Origin of the sequence: Streptomyces sp. CB02980, assembly GCF_014451325.2 — a bacterium.
Classification (GTDB): domain Bacteria; phylum Actinomycetota; class Actinomycetes; order Streptomycetales; family Streptomycetaceae; genus Streptomyces.
In genome coordinates this window covers 17987-37935 of sequence record NZ_JACSCH020000034.1, presented here as the reverse complement: position 1 = coordinate 37935, position 19949 = coordinate 17987, and the positions used below count along the sequence as shown (strand labels likewise).

Below are 19949 nucleotides of genomic sequence, written 5' to 3'. Positions count from 1 at the left end.
ACCACCCTCTACGGCCAAGTACCGGACGAGCGACAGCGCACGGCAAGGGCGTCGGACGGACACCTCCCGGAACTGCTGCCGGTCCTTCCGCAGGAGTAGCGGGGTCAGGGGTCAGCCGACCAGCAGGTCCTTCTTCAGCTCCTTGAGCTCCCGGTCGTCGATGCCGAGGCCCTTCCGCAGGTAACCGCGGAAGGAGCCGTCCTTGACTCGTGTCACGGGGTTCATGACGCGGATCGTTCACGTCATGCCCCAACCTCGGGTGAACTGCGGTCAAAAGTGGACTCAAGGGCTTCGGATTACATAACGTTCCGGCCTCCGAACGGACGTACCCGGTCCATTACAGTGCTGCGCAGACCGGTCTACGGGGGGAGGGCACGTCGTGGCCACGACAGCCGCGGTCGTGTGGGGCCGTGCCGAGCAGCAGGACTTCCGCGCCCGCGTACGGGGCTGTCTGCTCGGTGGAGCCCTCGGCGACGCCCTGGGCGCGGGCGTCGAGGGGCTCACCCTCGCCGAGATCAGGGACGCCCACGGACCTGACGGACTCGGCGAGCCCGCGCCCGCGTTCGGCCGCCGCGGCGCCGTCACCGCCGCCACCCAGATGGGGCTCTTCACCGTCGACGGCCTGATCCGCGCCCAGGTCCGCCGCGACACCGGCGCCTGGCACCCGCCCACCGACGTCCACCGGGCGCATCTGCGCTGGGCCGCCACCCAGCGCGACTGGGGCCCCGACGAGCGCCGCAAGGACAACGGCTGGCTCGCCCGCGAGGAATGGCTCTACGCCCGCCGCAATCCGTCCCGCGCCTGCCTCACCGGTCTCGGCGACGAGATCCTCGGCACCCTCGACAGGCCCAAGAACCCGGAGGCCGCCGACTCCGGCGCCGTCGTCCGCTCCGCCCCCTTCGGTCTGCTCGTCGGCTGGGAGCCGCAGCTCGTCTGCCAGCTCGCCGTGGAGTGCGCCGCGCAGACCCACGGTGCCCCGGCGGCCGGCCTCGCCGCCGGCGCCTTCGCGGTCGTCGTCCACGGCCTCGCGCGCGGCGGCTCCGTGGAGGCGGCCGTCGACCGGGCCCTCGGGCAGCTGGCGGCGCGCGCCGGCCACGAGCCGGTCACCGAGGCGCTGGGCCGCGCCCTCGGAGCCGTACGGGAAGGGGTTCCGGATCCGGAGCGGGTGGCCGCCCTCGGGGCGGCCGAGGACCGGGCGGAGGGGCAGCTGGCGGCGGCCGTGTACTGCGCCCTGGTCGGCGAGGACGTACGGCACGGGCTGCGGCTCGCGGTGAACCACGACGGGCCGTCGGCGGTGACCGGGGCGCTCACGGGCGCGCTGCTCGGCGCCCTGCACGGCGAGACGGCCCTCCCGCCGGCCTGGCTGGCCGAACTGGAGGGCCGCGCGACGGTCCTGGAGCTCGCGGACGACTTCTCGATGGAGATGACGCAGGGGGCCGCCCTGCACGGCCCCACGGAGTCGTCGCCGGGCTGGCTGGCGCGCTACCCGAGGGGCTGATCGGCGCGGGTTGTCCCACGGGTTGAGGCGCGCCTTACCCGAGGGGCTGATCGGCGCGCTCGCCGCCCTGTGCGGGGATCGCGGCGCCGCTCTCGTCGTCCGGGTCCGTGCCGATCCGGGCGAGGAGCGCGTCCCGCTCCGGGGTGTCCTCGGGCCTGACGAAGCCGATGAGCACGTACAGGACGAGGGACGTGGCGAGCGGCGAGACGATCTGGATCTGGAGCTCGATGCCGTCGAGGCCGTAGTTGGTGAGCCAGAAGACGAAGAGTCCGGCGGCCCAGGAGACGAGCGCCGCGGTCGGGCCGGACTTCCGGAAGGTGCGGAGCAGGCCGAGCATGAAGGGGATCGCGATCGGCCCCATGAGTCCGGCGACCCACTTGATGACGACGGTGATGATGTCCTTGAAGGTGGGGGAGTTGACCTGGGTGGCGATGGCCATCGACAGCGCGAGGAAGGCGATCGTCGACCAGCGCGCGGCGACCAGCCCCGCCTTCTGGCTCCAGCCCCGGGCGGCCTTGCTGAGGGCGGGGGCGATGTCACGGGTGAAGACGGCGGCGATGGCGTTGGCGTCGGAGGAGCACATGGCCATGGTGTGCGAGAAGAAGCCGACGACGACGAGGCCCAGGAGGCCGTGCGGCAGCAGCTGCTCGGTCATCAGGGCGTACGAGTCGGAGGCGTCGGGCTTCTTCGGGTCGACGAGCAGCGGTGCGACCCACATGGGGAAGAAGAGGACCAGCGGCCAGACGAACCAGAGCGCCGCGGAGAGCCGGCCGGAGCGGGTGGCCTCGCGGGCGTTGGGGGTGGCCATGTAGCGCTGGGCCTGGTTCCACATGCCGCCGCTGTACTCGAAGGTCTTGATGAAGAGGTACGCGAGGAGGAAGGTCAGCGTGTACGGGCCGGCCGTCGGCGCGGTGTGGCCTTGGAGCTCGGGCCGGTCCCACACGGTCCACAGCGCGCTGAAGCCGCCGAGCTTGCCGAGGACGGCGACGAGCATGGCGACGCCGGCGAGGAGCTGGATGACGAACTGGCCGAGTTCGGTGAGGGCGTCGGCCCAGAGCCCGCCGACGGTGCAGTAGATGCCGGTGACCACACCGGTGATGAGGATGCCCTGGTTGAGGGAGATGCCGGTGAAGACGGAGAGCAGCGTGGCGATGGCGGCCCACTTGGCGCCCACGTCGACGATCTTCAGCAGGACGCCGGACCAGGCGAGGGCCTGCTGGGTGGGGAGGTTGTAGCGGTCCTTGAGGTATTCGAGCGGGGAGGCCACCTTGAGGCGGGAGCGCAGCCGGTTGAGCCGGGGCGCGAAGAGGCTCGCGCCGATGGCGATGCCGATCGCGATGGGGAAGGACCAGGTGACGTAGGACGTGACGCCGTAGGTGAAGGCGATGCCCGCGTACCCGGTGAACATCACCGCGCTGTAGCCCGACATGTGGTGGGAGATGCCGGAGAGCCACCAGGGCATCCGGCCGCCGGCCGTGAAGAAGTCGGAGACGGTGTCCACCCGCTTGTGGGACCAGACACCGATCGCGACCATCACGCCGAAATAGCCGATGAGCACGGCCCAGTCGAGACTGTTCATGGAGCCCCCTCCAGGGGTTCTGGTCCGCCTTGTGAACGCCGTTCATGGTGTGGCGAGTTGCAAGGCAGGGACAATGCAATGGAGGGTCAAGGGACAGTAAAATCGTTCTGTTTACTGACCCTTGTTCATGTCCATGAACTTTCCCCGAGTGGAATCGGCGGGGAATCAGAAGGTTCCTGCGGGTATCAGCGCATCAGCTCCCCGGCGTTGACCAGGAGGGACTGACCCGTGATCGCCCGCGCCCGGTCCGAGGCGAGGAAGGCCGCGGCCTCCGCCACGTCCCCGTCCGTCGCGAGCTCCGGAAGCGCCATCCGCTCGGTGAGCCGGGCGAGCACCTCCGCCTCCGGGACCTTCTCGGTGTGCGCGGTGAACTGGACGAAGGCCTGCACCGGCGGACCCCACATCCAGCCGGGCAGCACGGTGTTGACCCGGATGCGATGCGGCCCGAGCTCGTGCGCGAGCGAGTACATCGCCGAGGTCAGCGCCCCCTTCGAGGCCGCGTACGCCGCCTGCCGCACCTGCGTGGGCGCGGCCACCGCCGACTGCGTACCGATCAGGACCACCGAGCCCCCGCGGGCCTTGAGCGCCGGCAGGCAGGCCCGGGTCATCCGCAGGGTCCCGAGCAGATTGACGTCCAGGACGCCCTGCCAGGTCGCGAAGTCGGCGTCTTCCAGGCCGCCGAAGTAGGAGTCCCAGGCGGCGACGTGGACCACCGCGTCGATCCCGCCGAAACGCTCGGTCGCGAGGGCGGCGAGGGCCTCGCACTGTGCCTCGTCGGTGATGTCGGTGGCCCGGTGGGCGGTACGGCGCCCCTCCGGGTCGATCTCGGCGGCGGACTTGGCGAGGTTGGCCTCGGTGCGGGCGCCGAGGACCGCGTTGCCCCCGTCCCGTACGACCGTCTCGGCGATGCGATGGCCGAGCCCCGCGCCGACGCCCGACACGACGACGGTCTTCCCCTGGAGCAGCATCCGGGTCCTCCCTGGGCCTGTTCATCGATCTGACGGTCCGTCAGAGTAGGGCCGAGTCGCCGACAAGGGAAGGGGAACGAGGATGAGCGAGGAGACCCGCAGCGAGACGTACGCGGAGCTGGCGTCCGTCGGCCCGTACGGGGTGCGGCCCGGCCACGCGCTGATCACCATGGTCGAGCCGCATCCGGGCCACGAGTACGCGTACAACCGCTGGTACGAGGACGACCACTACTACGCCGGCGCCATGGCCATGCCCTGGATGTACGCGGGCCGCCGCTGGGTCGCCACCCGCGAACTCCAGGAGCTGCGCGTCCCGGAGAAGTCCGCCGTCGCCCGGCCCGTCACCGCGGGCTGCTACCTCTCCACGTACTGGATCACCGAGGGCCGCTACGACGACCACATGAAGTGGACCGTCGGCATCAACAAGCGGCTCAACCGCGACGCCCGCGTCCACCAGGAACGGACCCACGTCTTCACCGCGTTCCAGGACCACGAGGCGACCGTCTACCGCGACGGGGCGGCCGGCCCGCGCGACTTCCACGCCCTCGACCACCCCTACGCGGGGCTGATCCTCCAGGTCGTCGACACGGAGGGCCCGGAGGAGCGCGCGGCCCTCCTCGAACGGCTGCGGACCAGGGAACTGCCCCGCCGGCTCGCCGGCTCACCGGCGGCGATGGTCACGATCTTCCGCCCGACCCCGCTGCCCGGCGACCGCATGACGTACGTGAAGCAGGTCGAGGGAGTCGACACCCGGCTGACCCTGCTGTGGTTCCTGGAACAGGACCCGAGGGAGTGCTGGACCGAGCACTTCGGGGACCTGGAGTCGCTGGGTGCGGGTGGGGACGCGGCCGGCCGGGTGGAACTGGTGGCGCCCTTCATCCCGACGGTGCCGGGGACGGACCTGTACGTGGACCGACTGCGTTGACCGATCCGGGCACAGGCCGAGCCCCCTCGGCCAGGACGGCGGACCGGTCGAGAGGGCTCTTTCGTACTGCTGGTGGTGCGTGTGGTGCGTGTACTACGGGTGTTGCCTGCGCTGACGGCTTGAGCGACGGGGCTCAGAGGGCCCCGTTGCTCACCTTGCCGACGAAGGCGTTCCACGATCCCGGTCCGAAAGAGAGGGAGGGACCCTCGGGGGCCTTGGAGTCGCGCACCGCGATCGCGGTCACGAGGGGGGACTTCACTTCGACGCAGGCCCCGTTCCCTCCGGAGTACGAGGACTTCGTCCAGGTGTCGGTGCCACCCTGAATAATCGCCATGCTGCTCAGCTCCGGTTCTGCCAGTGGATGTGTCGCGCCAACGTTCTTGCCGGCGTGATCGACGCTACTCGCCGGTCCCGTCCGACGGGACCGGCGTTCACACGTCCGAGTGGCATATTCCAACTGGGCTTCCGTGGGAGCGAGTACGCCGTGTACCGTACCCGCCCCGCTGTTTTTCGGACCCGTGCGACAGCGCTTTTCGGCTCAGCCCCTGGCGTGCTTCTTCACCATCTCCGAGATGAAGTCACGGGTCTGCTCGACGTTCAGCGCCTGCGCCCTGAGGTGCTCGTACATGACGCTGTACTTGCCGACGTCCTGCGCCTTCTCCAGATACAGATCGCTCGTCACGCCCTCGATGTAGACGACGCTGGAGTCGGACGTGTCCGGGAACTCCAGGATCGAGTACTGCCCGCTGATCCCGGGGTGCGCGCCCATCTCGAACGGGATCACCTGCACGGTGACGTGCGGCAGGTGCGACTGCTCGATGAGGTGCTCCAGCTGCTCCACCATCAGCTGCCTGCTGCCGACGATCCGGTGCAGCGCGCCCTCGTCGATGACCGCCCACAGACGCAGCGGACGCTCCTCGTCCCGGATGCGTTCCTGGCGGCGGGTGCGGACCGTGACCCGCTTGTCGATGTCCGCGGGCGTCGACTCCGGCAGCGCGCCGGTGATGACCGCCTCCGCGTACGCGTGCGTCTGGAGCAGCCCGGGGATGATCTGCGGCTCGTACATCCGCAGGCTCTCCGCGTCGGTCTCCAGACCGATGTAGACGCTGTACGGGATGTCGCCGAAGGCGTGCCACCAGCCCTGCTGGCGCGAGTCCTTGGCCATCTGCATGAGCGAGTCGACCATGCGCTCGTCCTCGACCTCGTACACACCGCACAGGTCGCGCACATCGCGCTGACTGATGGAGCGGCGGCCGTTCTCCAGCCGGCTGATCTTGGACTGGGAAACGAGAAGACGCTCGGCGACCTGCTCGGCCGTCATGTTCTTCGCTTCCCGGAGCTTGCGCAGCTCCTGGCCCAATCGGCGTCGCCTGACGGTGGGGTTGACGTTGGACGCCACGGAAACTGCACCTCCGGCTGTCTGCTGCGTAGCAGTGAGTGTCTACCGCTTGGCAGACTGCCACCAAAGGCCAGGTGTGCGCTGGAAAATGACCACAACGTATGCCCGGCCGAACGCCGGAGACGCCCGGGGACGCGCGTGTGCGGGGCGGCCGTCCAGACCGCCCCGCACACTTGTGCGGCTCCCGGGTTGGTTCTGTTCTGTGCGTGGGGTGCCTAGTGCGCCGCCGCGCGGGCCATGCTGCCGCGAGGCTGCGCCGGGACACCCGCGGCGCTCCGACGCGGCTGTGCCGCCGCGCCGTTCTGGACGTCCATCACGGCGTGCGCCACGAGTCCGCCCATCGGGTCGTGCCTGATCAGATCGCGCAGCCGGGACCGCGACGACCGTCCTTCGTTGCCGGGGTAGAGGTGCTTCCCGAGACCGACCGCGTGGGCCAGCGCGGCAAGCGCCGCGGTCCGCGGGTCCGGCGGTACGCCGGTGCGGATCGCACTGTCCAGCCGGGAACGGATCTCCCGACTGATCGCCGTCTCCGTCGCCTGGTAGCGAGTCGTCGGCAACACCCCGCACATCTGGCCCTCCACGGCATGCACCATGCCGCATCGCTCCAGATGCGAGAGATACGTCTGGCGAAGCCCCAGTCGGGGTCCGCCGATCCAGTGGACGGCCCGAACCGGACTGCCACGCCTGCGCAGCAGCTCCAGTGCGGAGTCCAAGGTCGGATCTCCGGTCGGCCGTGGCATCACCACGGCGATACGATCCCCGTCAGGGGCTATCCGGCCTGCCAGCGCCAGCTCCACTAGCTGTGCACCGGCCAGGCCGAGGTCGAGCGACTGCGGCTGCGCTGTGGTACCCGTGGTCGGGTCCAGAGCGAGCAGCAGAAGCTCCTCCGGAATGGTTCTGCGGCTCCTGCCCATCCATGCCTCCCCGCGTGGATGAATGACAGGGTGACCCCTCTCACATTCATCTGTCGAGAGTGCCTGGGTGGTTCATCCGGGAACCAGTAGGTATGTCGTTCTCGTCTAGCACGGGGGCCAAGGGGTTCACACAGGACACTGGTACACGGACCGGTACATGGTCCGTACGTACGCATGACGCATGGAGGAGGCACGGTGGCGGGCGAGTCCCCCGACAAGGCGGAGCAGCAGGGGTCGTCTCAGGAGACGACGGCCTCGGGCGGCGGCGGCAGGGATCCTCGGCTTTCCGTGCTCCATGAGTCGGACGCCTCGTCGGCGGCTTCGGTTGCGACGTCTTCGGCTTCGGCGGTCCAGCTGGACCAGCCGACGGCCGTCTTCAAGACGCTGGCGCCGCGGACCCCGGAGGACGACGCACCGGCGGCCACGCCGGAGCAGACGGAGCAGACGGAGCAGACGGAGCCGTCGGAGCCAGCGAAGGCTCCGGAGCCCGGGAGCGACCGCCTGAAGGCCGCGGTGGCGGCGTGGGTGGCGACGGCGGAGGAGCCGGAGGCGGAGTCGGAGGACGCGCCCGAGGCGTCCGGGGAGGCCGAGGAGTCGGACGAGGGCGAGGCGGAGGCGGACGAGCCCGCCGAGGCCGACACCGACACCGACACCGAGCCGGAGGACGACGAGGCCGAGGTCGAGCCCGAGTCCGAGTCCGACGAGAACGACTCGGACGACGAGACGGACGACGAGACGGACGACGACTCCGACGAGGAGCCCGCCGAGGCGAAGGCGACCACGGAGTCTTCCACGGAGAAGCCCTCCACGGAGTCCTCCGCGGAATCCTGGTTCGCGGCGGCGCGGAAGTCGGCGGCGGACGCGAAGCGCGCGGCGGACGCGAAGCCCGCGGCCGAGGAGCCCTCCGACGCTCCCTCAGACGTTGCCGAATCCGATGACGACTCCGACGACGTCGACGACGAGCCGGTCGACCAGCCGACGACCATGTTCAAGGCCGTCCGGCTGCCCGTGGACCAGCCCACGACCGCGCTGAAGCTCCCGTCCTCCCTGACCGGCACCGGCACCGGCACCGGCACGGGTACGAGCGCCGGGGACGCCGACAGCGAGCGCACCAGCACCTTCCTGCCGCTGCGGGCGGACATCCCGGCCGAGCAGAAGGCCCAGGCGGCCCCAGCGGTTCCCAAGGCGCCCGAGGCTCCCAAGCCCGCCGCCTCCGCCCCCGTACAGCCGAAGGCGCCGTTCGCGTCGGCACCCGCACCCGCGTCGGCACCCGCACCCGCGTTCGCCGAGGCGGAGCGGACGCGGCAGCAGCCGCTCCCGCCGCTGCCCCCGCTCGACCTGCTCGCCGAGCTGACGAACACCCCGCCCCCGCCGCCGACCCCGCTGCGGACGACCGTGCGCCGGGTGCGGATCTGGACCCCGCTGGTCCTGCTGGTCCTGATCGTCTTTGCGATCGTGCAGATGGTCCGCCCGCTGCCGGCCCCCGTGCTGACGCTGTCGGCCGCGCCGACGTTCACCTTCGGCGGCGGCGAGCTGAAGCTGCCGTTCCCCACCGAGGGACAGGGCGCCGTCGAGGTCGAGGGCGTCGGATCCATGGGGACGTACGGGGCGCAGAAGCCGGCCCCGATCGCGAGCGTCACGAAGACGATGACGGCGTACGTGATCCTCCGCGACCACCCGCTCAAGGGGAGCCAGAAGGGCCCCGAGATCGAGATCGACCAGAAGGCCGCCGATCAGGGCAAGGCGGAGCACGAGTCGACGGCGGCGGTCCAGAAGGGCCAGACGTACTCGGAGAAGGAGCTCCTGGAGCTCCTGATGATCCCCTCCGCGAACAACGTGGCCCGGCTGCTCGCGCGCTGGGACGCCGGTTCGGAGGCCGCGTTCGTCGAGAAGATGAACGCCGCCGCGAAGGAACTGGGGATGACCCAGTCCACGTACACCGACCCGTCGGGTCTGCTCGACAGCACCGTGTCGACCCCGCAGGACCAGCTGAAGCTGGCGAAGGCGGTCATGCAGTACGACGTGTTCCGCGAGATCGTGAACATGCCGAACCTGACGGTGGACGGCATCCCCGGCCGGATCGAGAACAACAACAACATCCTGCTCAAGCCGGGTGTGAGCGGCATCAAGACCGGCTCCTCGACCCCGGCGGGCGGCAATCTGCTCTGGTCGGCGAACACCGTCGTCGACGGCCAGAACCGGCGCATCCTCGGCATCGTGATGGGTGCGAAGGACGCGGAGCAGCTCGGCGAGAAGCTCCAGCTCGCCATCGACAACAGCTACAAGCTGATCCAGCAGGCCCAGAAGGACGTCACCTCGGCGGCCGTGGTCCGCAAGGGCCAGGTCCTCGGCTACATCGACGACGGCCTCGGCGGCCGGACGCCGGTCGTGGCGACGAAGGAGCTCAAGGCGATCGGCTGGCCGGGCCTCCAGGTGAAGCTGGCGCTGACGAACGGCGGCAAGGCCGTTCCGCACACCGGCAAGGCGGGCGACATCGTCGGCCAGGTGTCGATCGGCACGGGCGCGGGCAAGGTCAGCTCCCCGGTCGCGCTCCAGAAGGACATGGCGGAGCCCGGCTTCGACAAGAGGCTGACGCGCGTGGGCTGAGCCGCTCGGGGCCGGGCGGTTACGCGCATCGGCGCTCGGCCCGGATCGGCGCTCGGCTTGGACCGGCACCCGGCCCGGCCCGGCGCTCGGCTTGGCCCGGCACCCGGACCGGGCCGACAGGGTGGCCACCCGCCCGGCAGAGCGGCCACCCGCTCGGCCGGGCTCCCCGGGTTCTCCGGGGGGCCCAGCTGTTAGCGTCTTCCCGGGGACGAGTACGACGCGTGACACACGCGAGAGAAGCGAGACGGGCAGCACGGGAAAGGGCCGCAGTGACCACCGCCGAGCCGACACGCGCCGACCGCGCGGACTCAGCCCCTGACTCCGACCATGCCGACGGCCGTACCGGCGCCCGTACCGAGGCCGGTACCGAGGCCCGTGCGGATGGCGATGGCGACTCCGGCGCCGGAGGATCCCACGCGGAATCCGACGCGTCTCGTGATTCGCTCCCGCGAATAGTGCTTCCGGCGCAGCGGCCGGCCCCGGCGTCCACCGCCCCGGCCCCGGCCCCGCGGCGGAAGCGCCGCTACACGGTCCTGGCGGCCACCGGCCTCGCGGCCGTCACCCACATCCTGTGGTTCTTCTTCTTCGCGAACAGCGGCGGCGACCTGGCGGCGCAGGACGCGTGGGCCGAGTTCGTCGGCCGGCACCCCGACTCCGCGTACAACCTGGCCTGGTACGGCGGGATGCACCCGGTGTCGTACAGCGTCGTGTCGCCGTACCTGATGTCGATGCTCGGTGTGCGCAGCACGATGATGGTCGCGGGGACGCTGTCGGCGGGGCTGACCGCGCTGATCCTGGTGCGGGTGCGGGCGGTCCGCAATCCGCTCGCGTGCTCGATCGCGGCCGTCTTCGCGTTCCTCTGCAACGCCCTGTCGGGGCGGGTGACCTTCGGTCTCGGCATGATGTTCGCGGCCGGCGCGGTCGCGGCGGTGTTCTGCTGGCCGCACCGCTGGCGCCGCAAGCGCTGGGCGAAGGCCGCGGTGGCGGCGCCGCTCGCCGGTCTGGCGACGGCGTGCAGTCCGGTGGCGGGTCTGTTCCTGGGGGTCGCGGCGGCGGCGCTGTTCCTGAACCGCCGGCGGCCGGGCGCGTACGCGCTGGGTCTGGCCCCGGTGGCGGTCGTGGCCCTGTCCTCGTGGCTGTTCCCCTTCTCGGGCACGCAGCCGATGGCCTTCGGGTCGACGGCGCTGCCGCTGCTGTTCGGAGTGCTGACCTTCCTCCTCGTCCCGAAGGACTGGCGGACGGTCCGCACCGCCGCGGCGGTGTACACGATCGGCACGCTGCTCACCTGGCTGATCGACTCGCAGATCGGCTCGAACATCTCGCGGCTCCCGATGCTCTTCGCGGGCGTCGTGCTGCTGGCGGCCCTGCCGTACACGGCGCCGCGCTCACGCCGCTGGTACGCGCTGGTGCTGGCCTTCGTCGGCCTGAACTTCTGGATCGGCTTCAAGGGCGTCGACGACGTGATCCGTACGGCCCCGGACGCCTCCTGGGCGCGCGAGCTCGCGCCGCTGATCAACCAGCTCCAGGTGCGGGACGCGCGCAAGGCGCGGGTGGAGGTCGTACCGGCGTCGAGCCACCGGGAGTCCTCGGCGCTGAGCCCGTACATCAACCTGGCGCGGGGCTGGAACCGCCAGGCGGACATGGAGCGCAACCCGCTCTTCTACGACGACACGCTGAACTCCGTGAACTACGAGGAGTGGCTCCACCGCTGGGCCGTCCACTACGTGGTGCTGCCGACGGGCGCGCCCGACTCGGGCGCGGAGCAGGAGGCGGAGCTGGTCGGCGAGGGCCTGCCGTACCTGAAGCAGGTGTGGTCGGATGAGAACTGGCGCCTGTACGAGGTCGCGAACCCGACGCCCCTCGCGGACCCGCCGGCGGTGGTGCAGAGCGCGGAGGAGAACGAGGTCGTGATCCGCGTCGAGACCCCCGGCCGGGTCCTCATCCGCGTCCCGTACTCGCCGTGGCTGGCCCTGGTGGACGAGAACGGCGGCAAGATCGAACCTCCGCAGGAGACGGAGGCGTCGAAGCTGGCCCGCGAGGAGTCGGACACCGAGATCCCGAAGGTCTTCGCCAACGAGGAGGGCTGCCTCTTCAAGACGGAGGCGGACGTGGAGGGCGACGAATGGACGCAACTGGTCGCCCCGAAGGCCGGCGTCTACCGCCTGGCGGCCCCGTACAAGCTGTCCCGGGGCACACCCTGCCCGGAAGAACTCCGCTGAGCCGGACGCCGCGTCACGGCTGCCGGTAACCGGCCAGCAGCCGCCGCATGGCGAACGCGTGCCCGCCGCTCCCGATGACGAGCGCCCGGTAGACCCGCCCCGCCGCCCCGGGAAAGACGGCACGGGTCTCGGCACGCAGCCGACAGCGCCCGCCCGCCGGCTCCTCGACCCGGAAGACAAGGCTGTACGAGGAGAACCGGTGCCGCCCCTCCAGCGCCAGCTCCCGCCCCGGCACGAGCCGGGCGACCCGGAACCCGGGAAACTCCGACCCCGCACCGAGCGGCCGGACCCCGCCGCTCTCCCGCGGAACGGCCCCGACGACCCGCGCGTACCGCGCCCCACCCCCGGTGGAAAGAGACCGCCCGACCTTCACCAGCAACCGCGGCCACAACTCCTCGACCCCGGCGTCCACGACGACGACATGCTCATCGACGAACGGCAACAAGCTCATGACGCCTACCTTCGGTCGGCTACGGGACACATGCGGCTGACACGACGAAGACCACCCGGTGACATCACCGGATGGTCTTCTCGTCTGTGCCCCCGGCAGGATTCGAACCTGCGACACCCGCTTTAGGAGAGCGGTGCTCTATCCCCTGAGCTACGAAGGCGGACGGAGACAGCGTAGCGGACGGTCGTGGGGGCGTGCTGAGGTGATGGGGTGTTGTGGAGGGCGGCACCGGGGTCGTTCCCGGGGCCGCCCTCCGCTGGTGGTCGGCCGTTGGGGCGGCCGGTGGGGTCAGCGGGTTACCTCGCGGTTGAAGACCGCGCGGGACCAGAAGTAGCCGAGGGCGGCCAGGGCCGTGCACCAGGCCAGGGCGATCCAGCCGGCGTTGCCGATGTCCGTGCCGAGCAGGAGGCCGCGCAGGGTCTCGTTGATCGGGGTGAAGGGCTGGTACTCGGCGAACCAGCGCAGGGCCGTCGGCATGGACTCCGGGGGGACGACCGCGCTGCCGAGGAAGGGCAGGAAGGTCAGCGGCAGCGGGGCGTTGCTCGCGGACTCGACGGTCTTGGCGCCCATGCCCATCGCGGCGGACAGCCAGGCCATGCCGAAGGCGAGGAAGAGGAGCAGGCCCGCGGCGGCCGCCCACTCGACGACCGAGGCGTCGGGCCTGAAGCCGATCGCCAGGGAGACGCCGGTGACCAGGACCAGGACCACGGCGACCTGGAGGACGCTGCCCATGACGTGGCCCGTGAGGATGGAGCCGCGGGAGATCGACATCGTGCGGAAGCGGTTGACGATGCCCTCGGTCATGTCGGTGCAGACCGACACGGCCGTCGCCACGGCCCCCGAGGTCGCGGCCATCAGGATGATGCCGGGCACCAGGTAGTTGATGTAGTCGCCGCGGTCGCCGCCCGCCCCGATGCCGGCGCCGAGCGCGCCGCCGAAGACGTAGACGAAGAGCAGCAGCATCAGGAGCGGCATGACGAGGATCGAGATCGTCATCGACGGGTAGCGCTGCATGTGCTTGATGTTGCGGCGCAGCATCGTCAGGGAGTCGCGCAGGGCGTACGAGCGGGTGGGCTTGGCCGGCTTGGCCGGGGCGAGGGTCGCGGTGCTCATCGGGTCGACTCCTTCTGAGTGGTGGTGGTGGCGGTGGACGGGGCGGGGACGGTGGGGGCGTTCTGCTTGCCCGTGAGGGTGAGGAAGACGTCGTCCAGGTCGGGGGTGTGCACGGTGAGCGACTCCGCCTGAACCCCGGTGCTGTCCAGGGCGTCGAGGATGGCGCGGAGGTTGGTGACCGAGCCGTCGCTGGGGATCTGCAGCGCGAGCGCCTCGTTGTCGACGGTGGCGATGCCGAAGACCGCCGCCGCCGTGGCGAGGTGGGTCTCGTCGGCGAACTGGACGCGCACATGGCCGCCGGGGATCAGCCGCTTCAGCTCCTCCGCCGTGCCTTCGGCGACGAGCCTGCCGTGGTCGAGCACCGCGATGCGGTCGGCGAGGTGGTCGGCCTCCTCCAGGTACTGCGTGGTGAGGAAGATCGTCACGCCCTGCTCCGTGACCAGGTCCCGGATCAGTTCCCACATGTCGCGGCGGCTGCGCGGGTCGAGGCCGGTGGTCGGCTCGTCGAGGAAGATGATCCGCGGCCGGCCGACCAGCGTCATCGCCAGGTCCAGCTTGCGGCGCATGCCGCCGGAGAAGGTGGCGACGTTCTTGCGGGCCGCCTCGGTCAGGTCGAACCGCTCCAGGAGCTCGGCGGTACGGCGCCGGCCCTCGCTGCGGCTCAGGTGGTAGAGGTCGGCCATGAGGTGCAGGTTCTCCTCGGCGGTCAGCAGCCCGTCGACGGCGGCGAACTGGCCGGTGACGCCGATCAGGGTGCGTACCGAGTCGGCGTCGGCCTTCACGTCGTGGCCCGCGATCCGGGCCTCGCCCCCGTCGGCCGTGATCAGGGTGGAGAGGATCTCGACCGTCGTCGTCTTGCCCGCGCCGTTGGGGCCGAGCAGGGCGAAGATCGTGCCCTCCGGGATCCGCAGGTCGATGCCGTCGAGCACCACCTTGTCGCCGTACGACTTGCGCAGGCCGGTCGCGGAGATCGCCGTGGAGCGCGTGCCGGGGGCCGCGGTGGCCGCTGCGGTGGCCGCGTGCGTGGGGTGGTTCGTGGTGCTCATGGGCTGCGGGCCTTTCTCTTCTGGGAAGGGCGGGGGCTGGGCTGGGCTGGCTGAGCGGGTGGGCTGGGCTAAGTGGTGGGGCTGGGTTGAGCTGTGGGGCCGGGTTGAGCTGTGGCGGTTCGTGTCTGCGCCGGTGATGGAGTGGCGTTTGTTTGGCGCCATTCCGTGCCGTGCTTGCGCCATCATCGTGGCACACCGATGGCGCCATGTCGAGTCATTGTGGCGCCATGTCTGTGTCTTTGTGTCGCCATGTGGCGCCGTGCTGTTCTGACCTGCGTTTTTGGCGGGACGGCCCCGTGCAGACGAAAGGCGCCCCATGGCGCCGGCCTGGGTGGGCCGGTGCCATGGGGCGCCTGCTGTCGGTGCTCAGCCGACCAGGGTGCTCTCCCGCGGCGAGCGTGGCGCCGACTGCGTCTCGGCGAGCTTCTCGCCCTCCACGTCCACGCGGGGCAGGATCCGGTCCAGCCACTTCGGCAGCCACCAGGCGGACCTGCCGAGCAGGGCGAAGAGCGCCGGCACGATCGCCATCCGGACCACGAAGGCGTCGAAGAGCACCGCGATCGCGAGGGCGAAGCCGATCATCTTCACGAAGTCGTTGTCCTCCACGATGAAGCCGGAGAAGACGCTCATCATGATGACCGCGGCCGCGCCGACCACCCGGCCGCCGTAGCGGAAGCCGTCGACGACCGCCTCGCCCGGGCGGGCACCGTGGGCGTACGACTCGCGCATCCGGCTGACCAGGAAGACCTCGTAGTCCATCGCGAGGCCGAAGACCACGCCGATCATGAAGATCGGCATCGTGCTCATGATCGGGCCCGGCGCGTCGATGCCGAAGACGTCGGCCAGCCAGCCCCACTGGAAGACCGCCACGACCGCGCCGAGCGCCGCCGCCACCGAGAGCAGGAACCCGAGGGCCGCCTTCAGCGGGACCAGGACGGAGCGGAAGACCACCATCAGGAGGAGGAAGGCGAGCCCCACGACCAGCGCCAGATAGGGCAGGAGCGCGTCGTCGAGGGTCTGCGAGAAGTCGATGAACATGGCCGTCTGGCCGGTGACGAGGATCCGCGACGCGGTGCTCCGCTCCAGGCCGTCGGCGGTGTCGCGGAGGGCGTGGACCAGTTCCTCGGTCTTCTTCTCGGTCGGGCCGGTGGTGGGGACGACGGTGAGGATCGCGGTGTCGCCCGCCTTGTTGGCGGTGGCCGGCGAGACCGAGGCCACGCCGGGGGTCTTCGCGAGGGCCTTGCCGATCTCGTCGCCCGCCGTCCTGGCGTCCGCGGCCTTGGTGCTGTCGGTGGACCTGGTCTGCACCGTGACCATCAGCGGGCCGTTGAAGCCGGGCCCGAAGGACTCCGAGAGCAGGTCGTACGCCTTGCGCTGGGTCGTCTGCGTCGACATCTGGCCCTCGCCCGGCAGACCGAGCTCCAGGCTCGCGGCCGGTACGGCGATGGTGCCGAGGCCGATCACGCCGACGAGCAGGACGACCACGGGGTGGCGCAGGACGTAACGGGCCCAGCGGGTGCCCAGGTTGGGCTTCGTCTTCCGGGCGAGCTTCGCCTCGTGCTTGGCGGCCCTGCGGCGCTGACGGTCCGACAGCGGCTTCACGGCGTACCGCAGGCGTCCCTTGCGGGCCATCACCTTGACCGGTGCGAGGCCGAGCAGGGCGGGGACCAGCGTGATCGCGACGAGTACGGCGACGGCGACGGTGCCGGCCGCGGCGAGGCCCATCTTGGTGAGCATCGGGATGTTCACGACGGCGAGCCCGGCGAGGGCGACGATGACGGTGAGACCGGCGAAGACGACGGCCGAGCCGGCGGTGCCGACGGCCCGTCCCGCGGCCTCCTCGGGCGTCCGTCCCTCGGCCCGCTCGGCGCGGAAACGGGACACGATGAACAGCGCGTAGTCGATGCCGACCGCGAGGCCGATCATCATCGCGAGGGTCGACGTGGTGCCGGAGAGGCCGAAGGTGGAGCCGAGGGCCGTGATGCCCGAGATACCGATGCCGACCCCGATCAGCGCGGTGATCAGCGGCATTCCGGCCGCGATCATCGAGCCGAAGGTCAGGACGAGGACGAACGCGGAGACCAGGATGCCGATCTGCTCGCCCGTGCCGCCCATGGCCTGCTCGATCTTCACGGCGTCACCCCCGGCCTCGACGGTGAGACCCGCCTCGCGGGCCCGCTCGGTGGCGGCGTCGAGCGCGTCGTGCGCCTTGTCGTCGACCTCTGCCGCGGGGACCTTGTACGTCACCACCAGGTAGGCGGTCGTCCCGTCCTCGCTGATGCTGACGGCGGGGGACCTGTACGGGTCGGCGACGGCCACCACCTGCGGGGACGATGTCCCCAGCCCGGCGACGAGACGCTCGACCTCGGTGCGCGTCGAGGGTGTCGTGATCTTCGTGCCCCCGGGGGCGCGGACGACGACCCGGGCGGTGGCGCCGTCGACGCTCGCGTCGGGGAACTTCTCGGTCAGCAGGTCGAAGGCCTCCTGCGACTCGGTGCCCGGCATCGAGAACGTGTCGGCGGGCGGCGTCGGCGCGGACGAGGCGGCGACGCCCATGCCGACGAAGGCCAGCAGCCAGAGCAGCAGCGTGACCCCCTTGCGGCGGAAGGCGAGGCGGCCCAGTTTGGAGAGGAACGTAGCCACGGTGGGGCTCCCGTTGGGTGGTTGGCGGTCGGGCGGGGTGAGCGGGGTGAGCGGGCGAGTGGGGTCGCGGCCCGGGGGTGCGTGGGTCGCGTGCCCAGGTCGGTGGGGCAGCAGGCAGCACGACATGGCGCCATGGCGGCGCGGGGGCGATACGGGATGGGTGCGGGGTGGGTGCGCCTGCGGGGCGCGAGAGGTGTGGGAGAAGTGCGGTGCGCGAGCGGCCCGCGTGGTGCGGGGTCGAGCGGCCTGGATCGCCGCCGCTCCCGGTCGGGTCAGGACGCGGTGGTGAGCAATTCGCGTCGCGTCGGGGCCCGGTGGAGGTCGAGGGTGACCGGCACGGGCTGCTTGCGGGCCGTGGCGAAGACGTACAGGCGCAGTGCCAGGAAGCGGCCGACGCCGGCGAGGCCCGAGGCGGAGAGGTAGACGGTCTGCTCGACGGCGAGACCGGGGGTGCTCTCGATCGCGTGCAGGACGAGCACCGCGAGGGTGGTCACGGAGAAGGCGGCGGCGGCCGTTCCGGCGGACTGCAGGTGGTGGCGGAGGCCGCAGCGCAGCAGGCCGCGTCCGGCGGAGGGCCGGAGCCCCGACGCGAAGGTGAAGCGGGCGTGCAGCTCGGTCGCGAGGATCGTCGAGACGACGGTGACCAGCGCGTTGGCGAGGGCGAACGGCAGGAGGGCGGCGAGCAGGGCGACGGCCGCGCTGGACGCGAGGCCGACTCCGCCGCCGAATATCACGAAGCGAACGAAGGAGGCTAAGGCGCCGGGGGCGCCAGGAGCGCCGGTGGTGCGGGGAGCACCGGTGGCGCCGGGGGCGCCAGGAGCGCCGGGAGTGCCGGTGGTGCTGGTCTGTGGTCCGCGTTCCATCGGGCTTCCGTCCCCCCCTCGGTTCGTTGTTCCGGGTGTTTTACGCGCGGCGGATGACGATGTCGCCGACACTCGTGCGGCCGCGGACCTCGACGGTCTCCTCGGACTGGCCCGGGCCCTCCGCCGCACCCAGTTCGTTGCGTACGCGGCCGGCCGTGGACCGTACGTCGAGCCAGGCCGCGGTCCCCTCGGCGATGCCGACTTCGAGGCCGCCGGCGGCGGAGTCGAGCGTGATCCGGCCGCGGACGACCTCGCCGAGGCGGATGGCGCCGCTGGCGGTCTTGGCGGTGACCGAGGACTCCGTACGGCCCACGCCGATGGGTCCGTTGGACGAGTTCACCTGCAGCTCGCCGGTGATCTCGCCGACCGTGGTCTCGCCGTTGAGGTTGCGGATCGTCGCCGATCCGTCGATCCGGCCGATCCGCACCCGGCCGGAGCCGTGGATCTCGGTCTCGCCGGTCGTGCTGTCGACCAGGATGTCGCCGTGCGAGGTCTTCAGCCGTACGGCCGCGGCCTCGTCCAGCTGGATGTCCCCGGCGGCGGTGGTGAGGCGGCAGTTCCCGAACAGGCCCTCGCCGATCAGCTCGCCGAGGCCCGTCTTGCAGGTCAGATCCGAGCCGGCGGGCAGTTCGACGGTCACGTCGACCGCACCGATCTTGCCGAAGAGCGAGCGCTTCCTGGGGCCCTTGACCAGCAGCTTTCCACCCGTGCAGGTCACGTTGGTCTCGGCGGCGGCCTGGACGTCGAGCTTGTCGCCGGGGTCGCTCGGCGTCACCTCGACGACGGTGTCGGTGCGCTTGCCCGCGACGATCCGGGCCCGCCCGATCTCGATCTCGATGGTGGCGGAGAGGGGTGCGGGGGTGTCGAACGTAGGCATGGCTGTGCCGTCCTTTGACTGAGGAGAGGTAAGTGCCGGGGTGACGTGCCTCGGTGCGGCAGTGATGTGTGCGGGCCCCGGTGGTGCCGGGCGCGGGCAGTGCGGGCGGCTAGCGGACCCAACCGGTGAAGCCCTGGCCGACGGCGGGACCCACGCCCGTCGTGCCCTTGCGGGTGGTGCGGCCCGCCGCGCTGCCCGGCTCGAGAGCCGCGGCCACGGCCCGGACGAGCCAGGCGTTGACCGAGAGTCCCTCGCGGCTCGCGGCCTCCTCGACCCGGATCTTGAGCTGGGCCGGCGGCCGGAAGTTGATGCGGGAGGTGGCGCCGTCCTCGCCCTCCACGGGGGTCGTGACCGGGGGCGGCGGGGCCGGCAGCGCGGTCTCGGCCTCCTCGAAGAGGTCGGCGGTGGGCGGCGCGGTCACCACGAACTCGGGGTTCAGGCCGCGCAGCCGCAGATCGACCGAGCCGGGCGCGAGGTCGCGGGTGATCTCGTCCATCGCGTCGGACAGGGCGTTGAGCAGGGTCAGCCGGGCGGCCGACTCGAGCTGTCCGGTGAGTCGGTCCGCCAGGGCGCGGGCTTCGTCGCCGCCCGCCTGGGCGGCCACGCCGAGCTCATGGCGGAGATTGTCCACGTACGGGGTGAGGTCCATGACGCAATAGTGGCACCATCGTGGCGCCATTGCAAGTCATCTGGCGCCATAGTGCGCCACGCTGCGCCAGAGTGTTGCCGGGTTGGCGCCACGATGGCCGCGATGCCGGGCCGGGCCGGGCCGGGTCGGGTCGGGTCGGGTCGGGTCGGGTCGGGTCGGGTCGGGTCGGGCGGGGTCGGGTCGGGTCGGGTCGGGTCG

General features: G+C 71.2%; 17 protein-coding genes and 1 tRNA gene. 4 read left to right on the top strand and 14 right to left on the bottom strand.

Features of this window, described 5'->3' with window-relative positions; genetic code table 11:
* Positions 1–111: 111 nt before the first annotated feature.
* Positions 112–225 (bottom strand): tyrosine-protein phosphatase, encoded by a 114-nt coding sequence (locus E0F75_RS38920; protein WP_229315760.1) that lies wholly within the window; start codon positions 223–225, stop codon positions 112–114.
* Between the two features lie 154 nt (positions 226–379).
* Here E0F75_RS38920 and E0F75_RS38915 point away from each other — a divergent pair, with 154 nt between their 5' ends.
* The gene (locus E0F75_RS38915; protein ID WP_229315758.1) at positions 380–1498 is read left to right on the top strand and encodes an ADP-ribosylglycohydrolase family protein; all 1119 of its coding nucleotides are present in this window, start codon (positions 380–382) and stop codon (positions 1496–1498) included.
* Positions 1499–1532: 34 nt separating this feature from the next.
* Here E0F75_RS38915 and E0F75_RS38910 read toward each other — a convergent pair whose 3' ends face one another.
* Positions 1533–3077 carry a sodium:solute symporter family protein gene (locus E0F75_RS38910; protein WP_229315757.1) on the bottom strand — a complete coding sequence of 515 codons (1545 nt, stop codon included), beginning with the start codon at positions 3075–3077 and terminating at the stop codon, positions 1533–1535.
* 185 nt (positions 3078–3262) lie between these two features.
* A complete protein-coding gene (locus E0F75_RS38905) occupies positions 3263–4045 on the bottom strand; it encodes an SDR family oxidoreductase (protein ID WP_229315756.1) in 783 nt (260 codons plus the stop codon).
* 82 nt (positions 4046–4127) lie between these two features.
* On the opposite strand from E0F75_RS38905, the gene E0F75_RS38900 reads away from it, so the two are divergent.
* A complete protein-coding gene (locus E0F75_RS38900) occupies positions 4128–4970 on the top strand; it encodes a hypothetical protein (RefSeq protein ID WP_229315755.1) in 843 nt (280 codons plus the stop codon).
* 133 nt (positions 4971–5103) lie between these two features.
* Here E0F75_RS38900 and E0F75_RS38895 read toward each other — a convergent pair whose 3' ends face one another.
* From E0F75_RS38895 to E0F75_RS38885, 3 genes are all read right to left on the bottom strand, one after another.
* Positions 5104–5304: a DUF397 domain-containing protein gene (locus E0F75_RS38895; protein WP_229315754.1), complete on the bottom strand. Its 201-nt coding sequence runs from the start codon at positions 5302–5304 to the stop codon at positions 5104–5106.
* A 204-nt stretch (positions 5305–5508) separates the two neighbouring features.
* Complete coding sequence (locus E0F75_RS38890; RefSeq protein WP_229315753.1) at positions 5509–6369, bottom strand: helix-turn-helix transcriptional regulator; 861 nt, start codon at positions 6367–6369, stop codon at positions 5509–5511.
* Between the two features lie 215 nt (positions 6370–6584).
* Positions 6585–7283, bottom strand: a complete 699-nt coding sequence (locus E0F75_RS38885) for a GPP34 family phosphoprotein (RefSeq protein ID WP_229315752.1) — start codon at positions 7281–7283, stop codon at positions 6585–6587.
* Positions 7284–7457: 174 nt separating this feature from the next.
* Here E0F75_RS38885 and E0F75_RS38880 point away from each other — a divergent pair, with 174 nt between their 5' ends.
* Both E0F75_RS38880 and E0F75_RS38875 read left to right on the top strand, forming a co-directional pair.
* Complete coding sequence (locus E0F75_RS38880; RefSeq protein ID WP_229315750.1) at positions 7458–9890, top strand: D-alanyl-D-alanine carboxypeptidase family protein; 2433 nt, start codon at positions 7458–7460, stop codon at positions 9888–9890.
* A 533-nt stretch (positions 9891–10423) separates the two neighbouring features.
* Complete coding sequence (locus tag E0F75_RS38875; protein ID WP_229315762.1) at positions 10424–12109, top strand: MFS transporter; 1686 nt, start codon at positions 10424–10426, stop codon at positions 12107–12109.
* A 13-nt stretch (positions 12110–12122) separates the two neighbouring features.
* Here E0F75_RS38875 and E0F75_RS38870 read toward each other — a convergent pair whose 3' ends face one another.
* The 8 genes from E0F75_RS38870 to E0F75_RS38835 form a co-directional block, all read right to left on the bottom strand.
* Positions 12123–12560, bottom strand: coding sequence for a hypothetical protein (locus E0F75_RS38870; protein ID WP_229315748.1), 438 nt, complete (start codon positions 12558–12560; stop codon positions 12123–12125).
* Positions 12561–12647: 87 nt separating this feature from the next.
* Positions 12648–12720, bottom strand: a tRNA-Arg gene (locus E0F75_RS38865).
* A gap of 128 nt (positions 12721–12848) precedes the next feature.
* Positions 12849–13673, bottom strand: coding sequence for an ABC transporter permease (locus tag E0F75_RS38860; RefSeq protein WP_229315747.1), 825 nt, complete (start codon positions 13671–13673; stop codon positions 12849–12851).
* The gene (locus tag E0F75_RS38855) at positions 13670–14719 is read right to left on the bottom strand and encodes an ATP-binding cassette domain-containing protein (RefSeq protein WP_229315746.1); all 1050 of its coding nucleotides are present in this window, start codon (positions 14717–14719) and stop codon (positions 13670–13672) included. Before E0F75_RS38855 ends, E0F75_RS38860 begins: the two co-directional genes overlap by 4 nt.
* A gap of 366 nt (positions 14720–15085) precedes the next feature.
* Positions 15086–17362, bottom strand: coding sequence for an MMPL family transporter (locus E0F75_RS38850; RefSeq protein WP_229315744.1), 2277 nt, complete (start codon positions 17360–17362; stop codon positions 15086–15088).
* A gap of 272 nt (positions 17363–17634) precedes the next feature.
* Positions 17635–18096, bottom strand: coding sequence for a hypothetical protein (locus E0F75_RS38845; protein WP_229315742.1), 462 nt, complete (start codon positions 18094–18096; stop codon positions 17635–17637).
* Positions 18097–18265: 169 nt separating this feature from the next.
* Positions 18266–19102 carry a DUF4097 family beta strand repeat-containing protein gene (locus E0F75_RS38840; RefSeq protein ID WP_229315741.1) on the bottom strand — a complete coding sequence of 279 codons (837 nt, stop codon included), beginning with the start codon at positions 19100–19102 and terminating at the stop codon, positions 18266–18268.
* A gap of 109 nt (positions 19103–19211) precedes the next feature.
* On the bottom strand, positions 19212–19751 hold the full coding sequence (locus E0F75_RS38835) for a hypothetical protein (RefSeq protein WP_229315739.1): 540 nt from the start codon (positions 19749–19751) through the stop codon (positions 19212–19214).
* Positions 19752–19949: the final 198 nt, after the last annotated feature.

Bases quoted from the DNA above. Each gene is read 5' to 3' on its own strand.
- E0F75_RS38920 (WP_229315760.1), bottom strand. From the start codon at position 225: ATGAACCCCGTGACACGAGTCAAGGACGGCTCCTTCCGCGGTTACCTG.
- E0F75_RS38910 (WP_229315757.1), bottom strand. From the start codon at position 3,077: ATGAACAGTCTCGACTGGGCCGTGCTCATCGGCTATTTCGGCGTGATG.
- E0F75_RS38905 (WP_229315756.1), bottom strand. From the start codon at position 4,045: ATGCTGCTCCAGGGGAAGACCGTCGTCGTGTCGGGCGTCGGCGCGGGG.
- E0F75_RS38900 (WP_229315755.1), top strand. From the start codon at position 4,128: ATGAGCGAGGAGACCCGCAGCGAGACGTACGCGGAGCTGGCGTCCGTC.
- E0F75_RS38895 (WP_229315754.1), bottom strand. From the start codon at position 5,304: ATGGCGATTATTCAGGGTGGCACCGACACCTGGACGAAGTCCTCGTAC.
- E0F75_RS38885 (WP_229315752.1), bottom strand. From the start codon at position 7,283: ATGGGCAGGAGCCGCAGAACCATTCCGGAGGAGCTTCTGCTGCTCGCT.
- E0F75_RS38880 (WP_229315750.1), top strand. From the start codon at position 7,458: ATGACGCATGGAGGAGGCACGGTGGCGGGCGAGTCCCCCGACAAGGCG.
- E0F75_RS38870 (WP_229315748.1), bottom strand. From the start codon at position 12,560: ATGAGCTTGTTGCCGTTCGTCGATGAGCATGTCGTCGTCGTGGACGCC.
- E0F75_RS38860 (WP_229315747.1), bottom strand. From the start codon at position 13,673: ATGAGCACCGCGACCCTCGCCCCGGCCAAGCCGGCCAAGCCCACCCGC.
- E0F75_RS38855 (WP_229315746.1), bottom strand. From the start codon at position 14,719: ATGAGCACCACGAACCACCCCACGCACGCGGCCACCGCAGCGGCCACC.
- E0F75_RS38840 (WP_229315741.1), bottom strand. From the start codon at position 19,102: ATGCCTACGTTCGACACCCCCGCACCCCTCTCCGCCACCATCGAGATC.
- E0F75_RS38835 (WP_229315739.1), bottom strand. From the start codon at position 19,751: ATGGACCTCACCCCGTACGTGGACAATCTCCGCCATGAGCTCGGCGTG.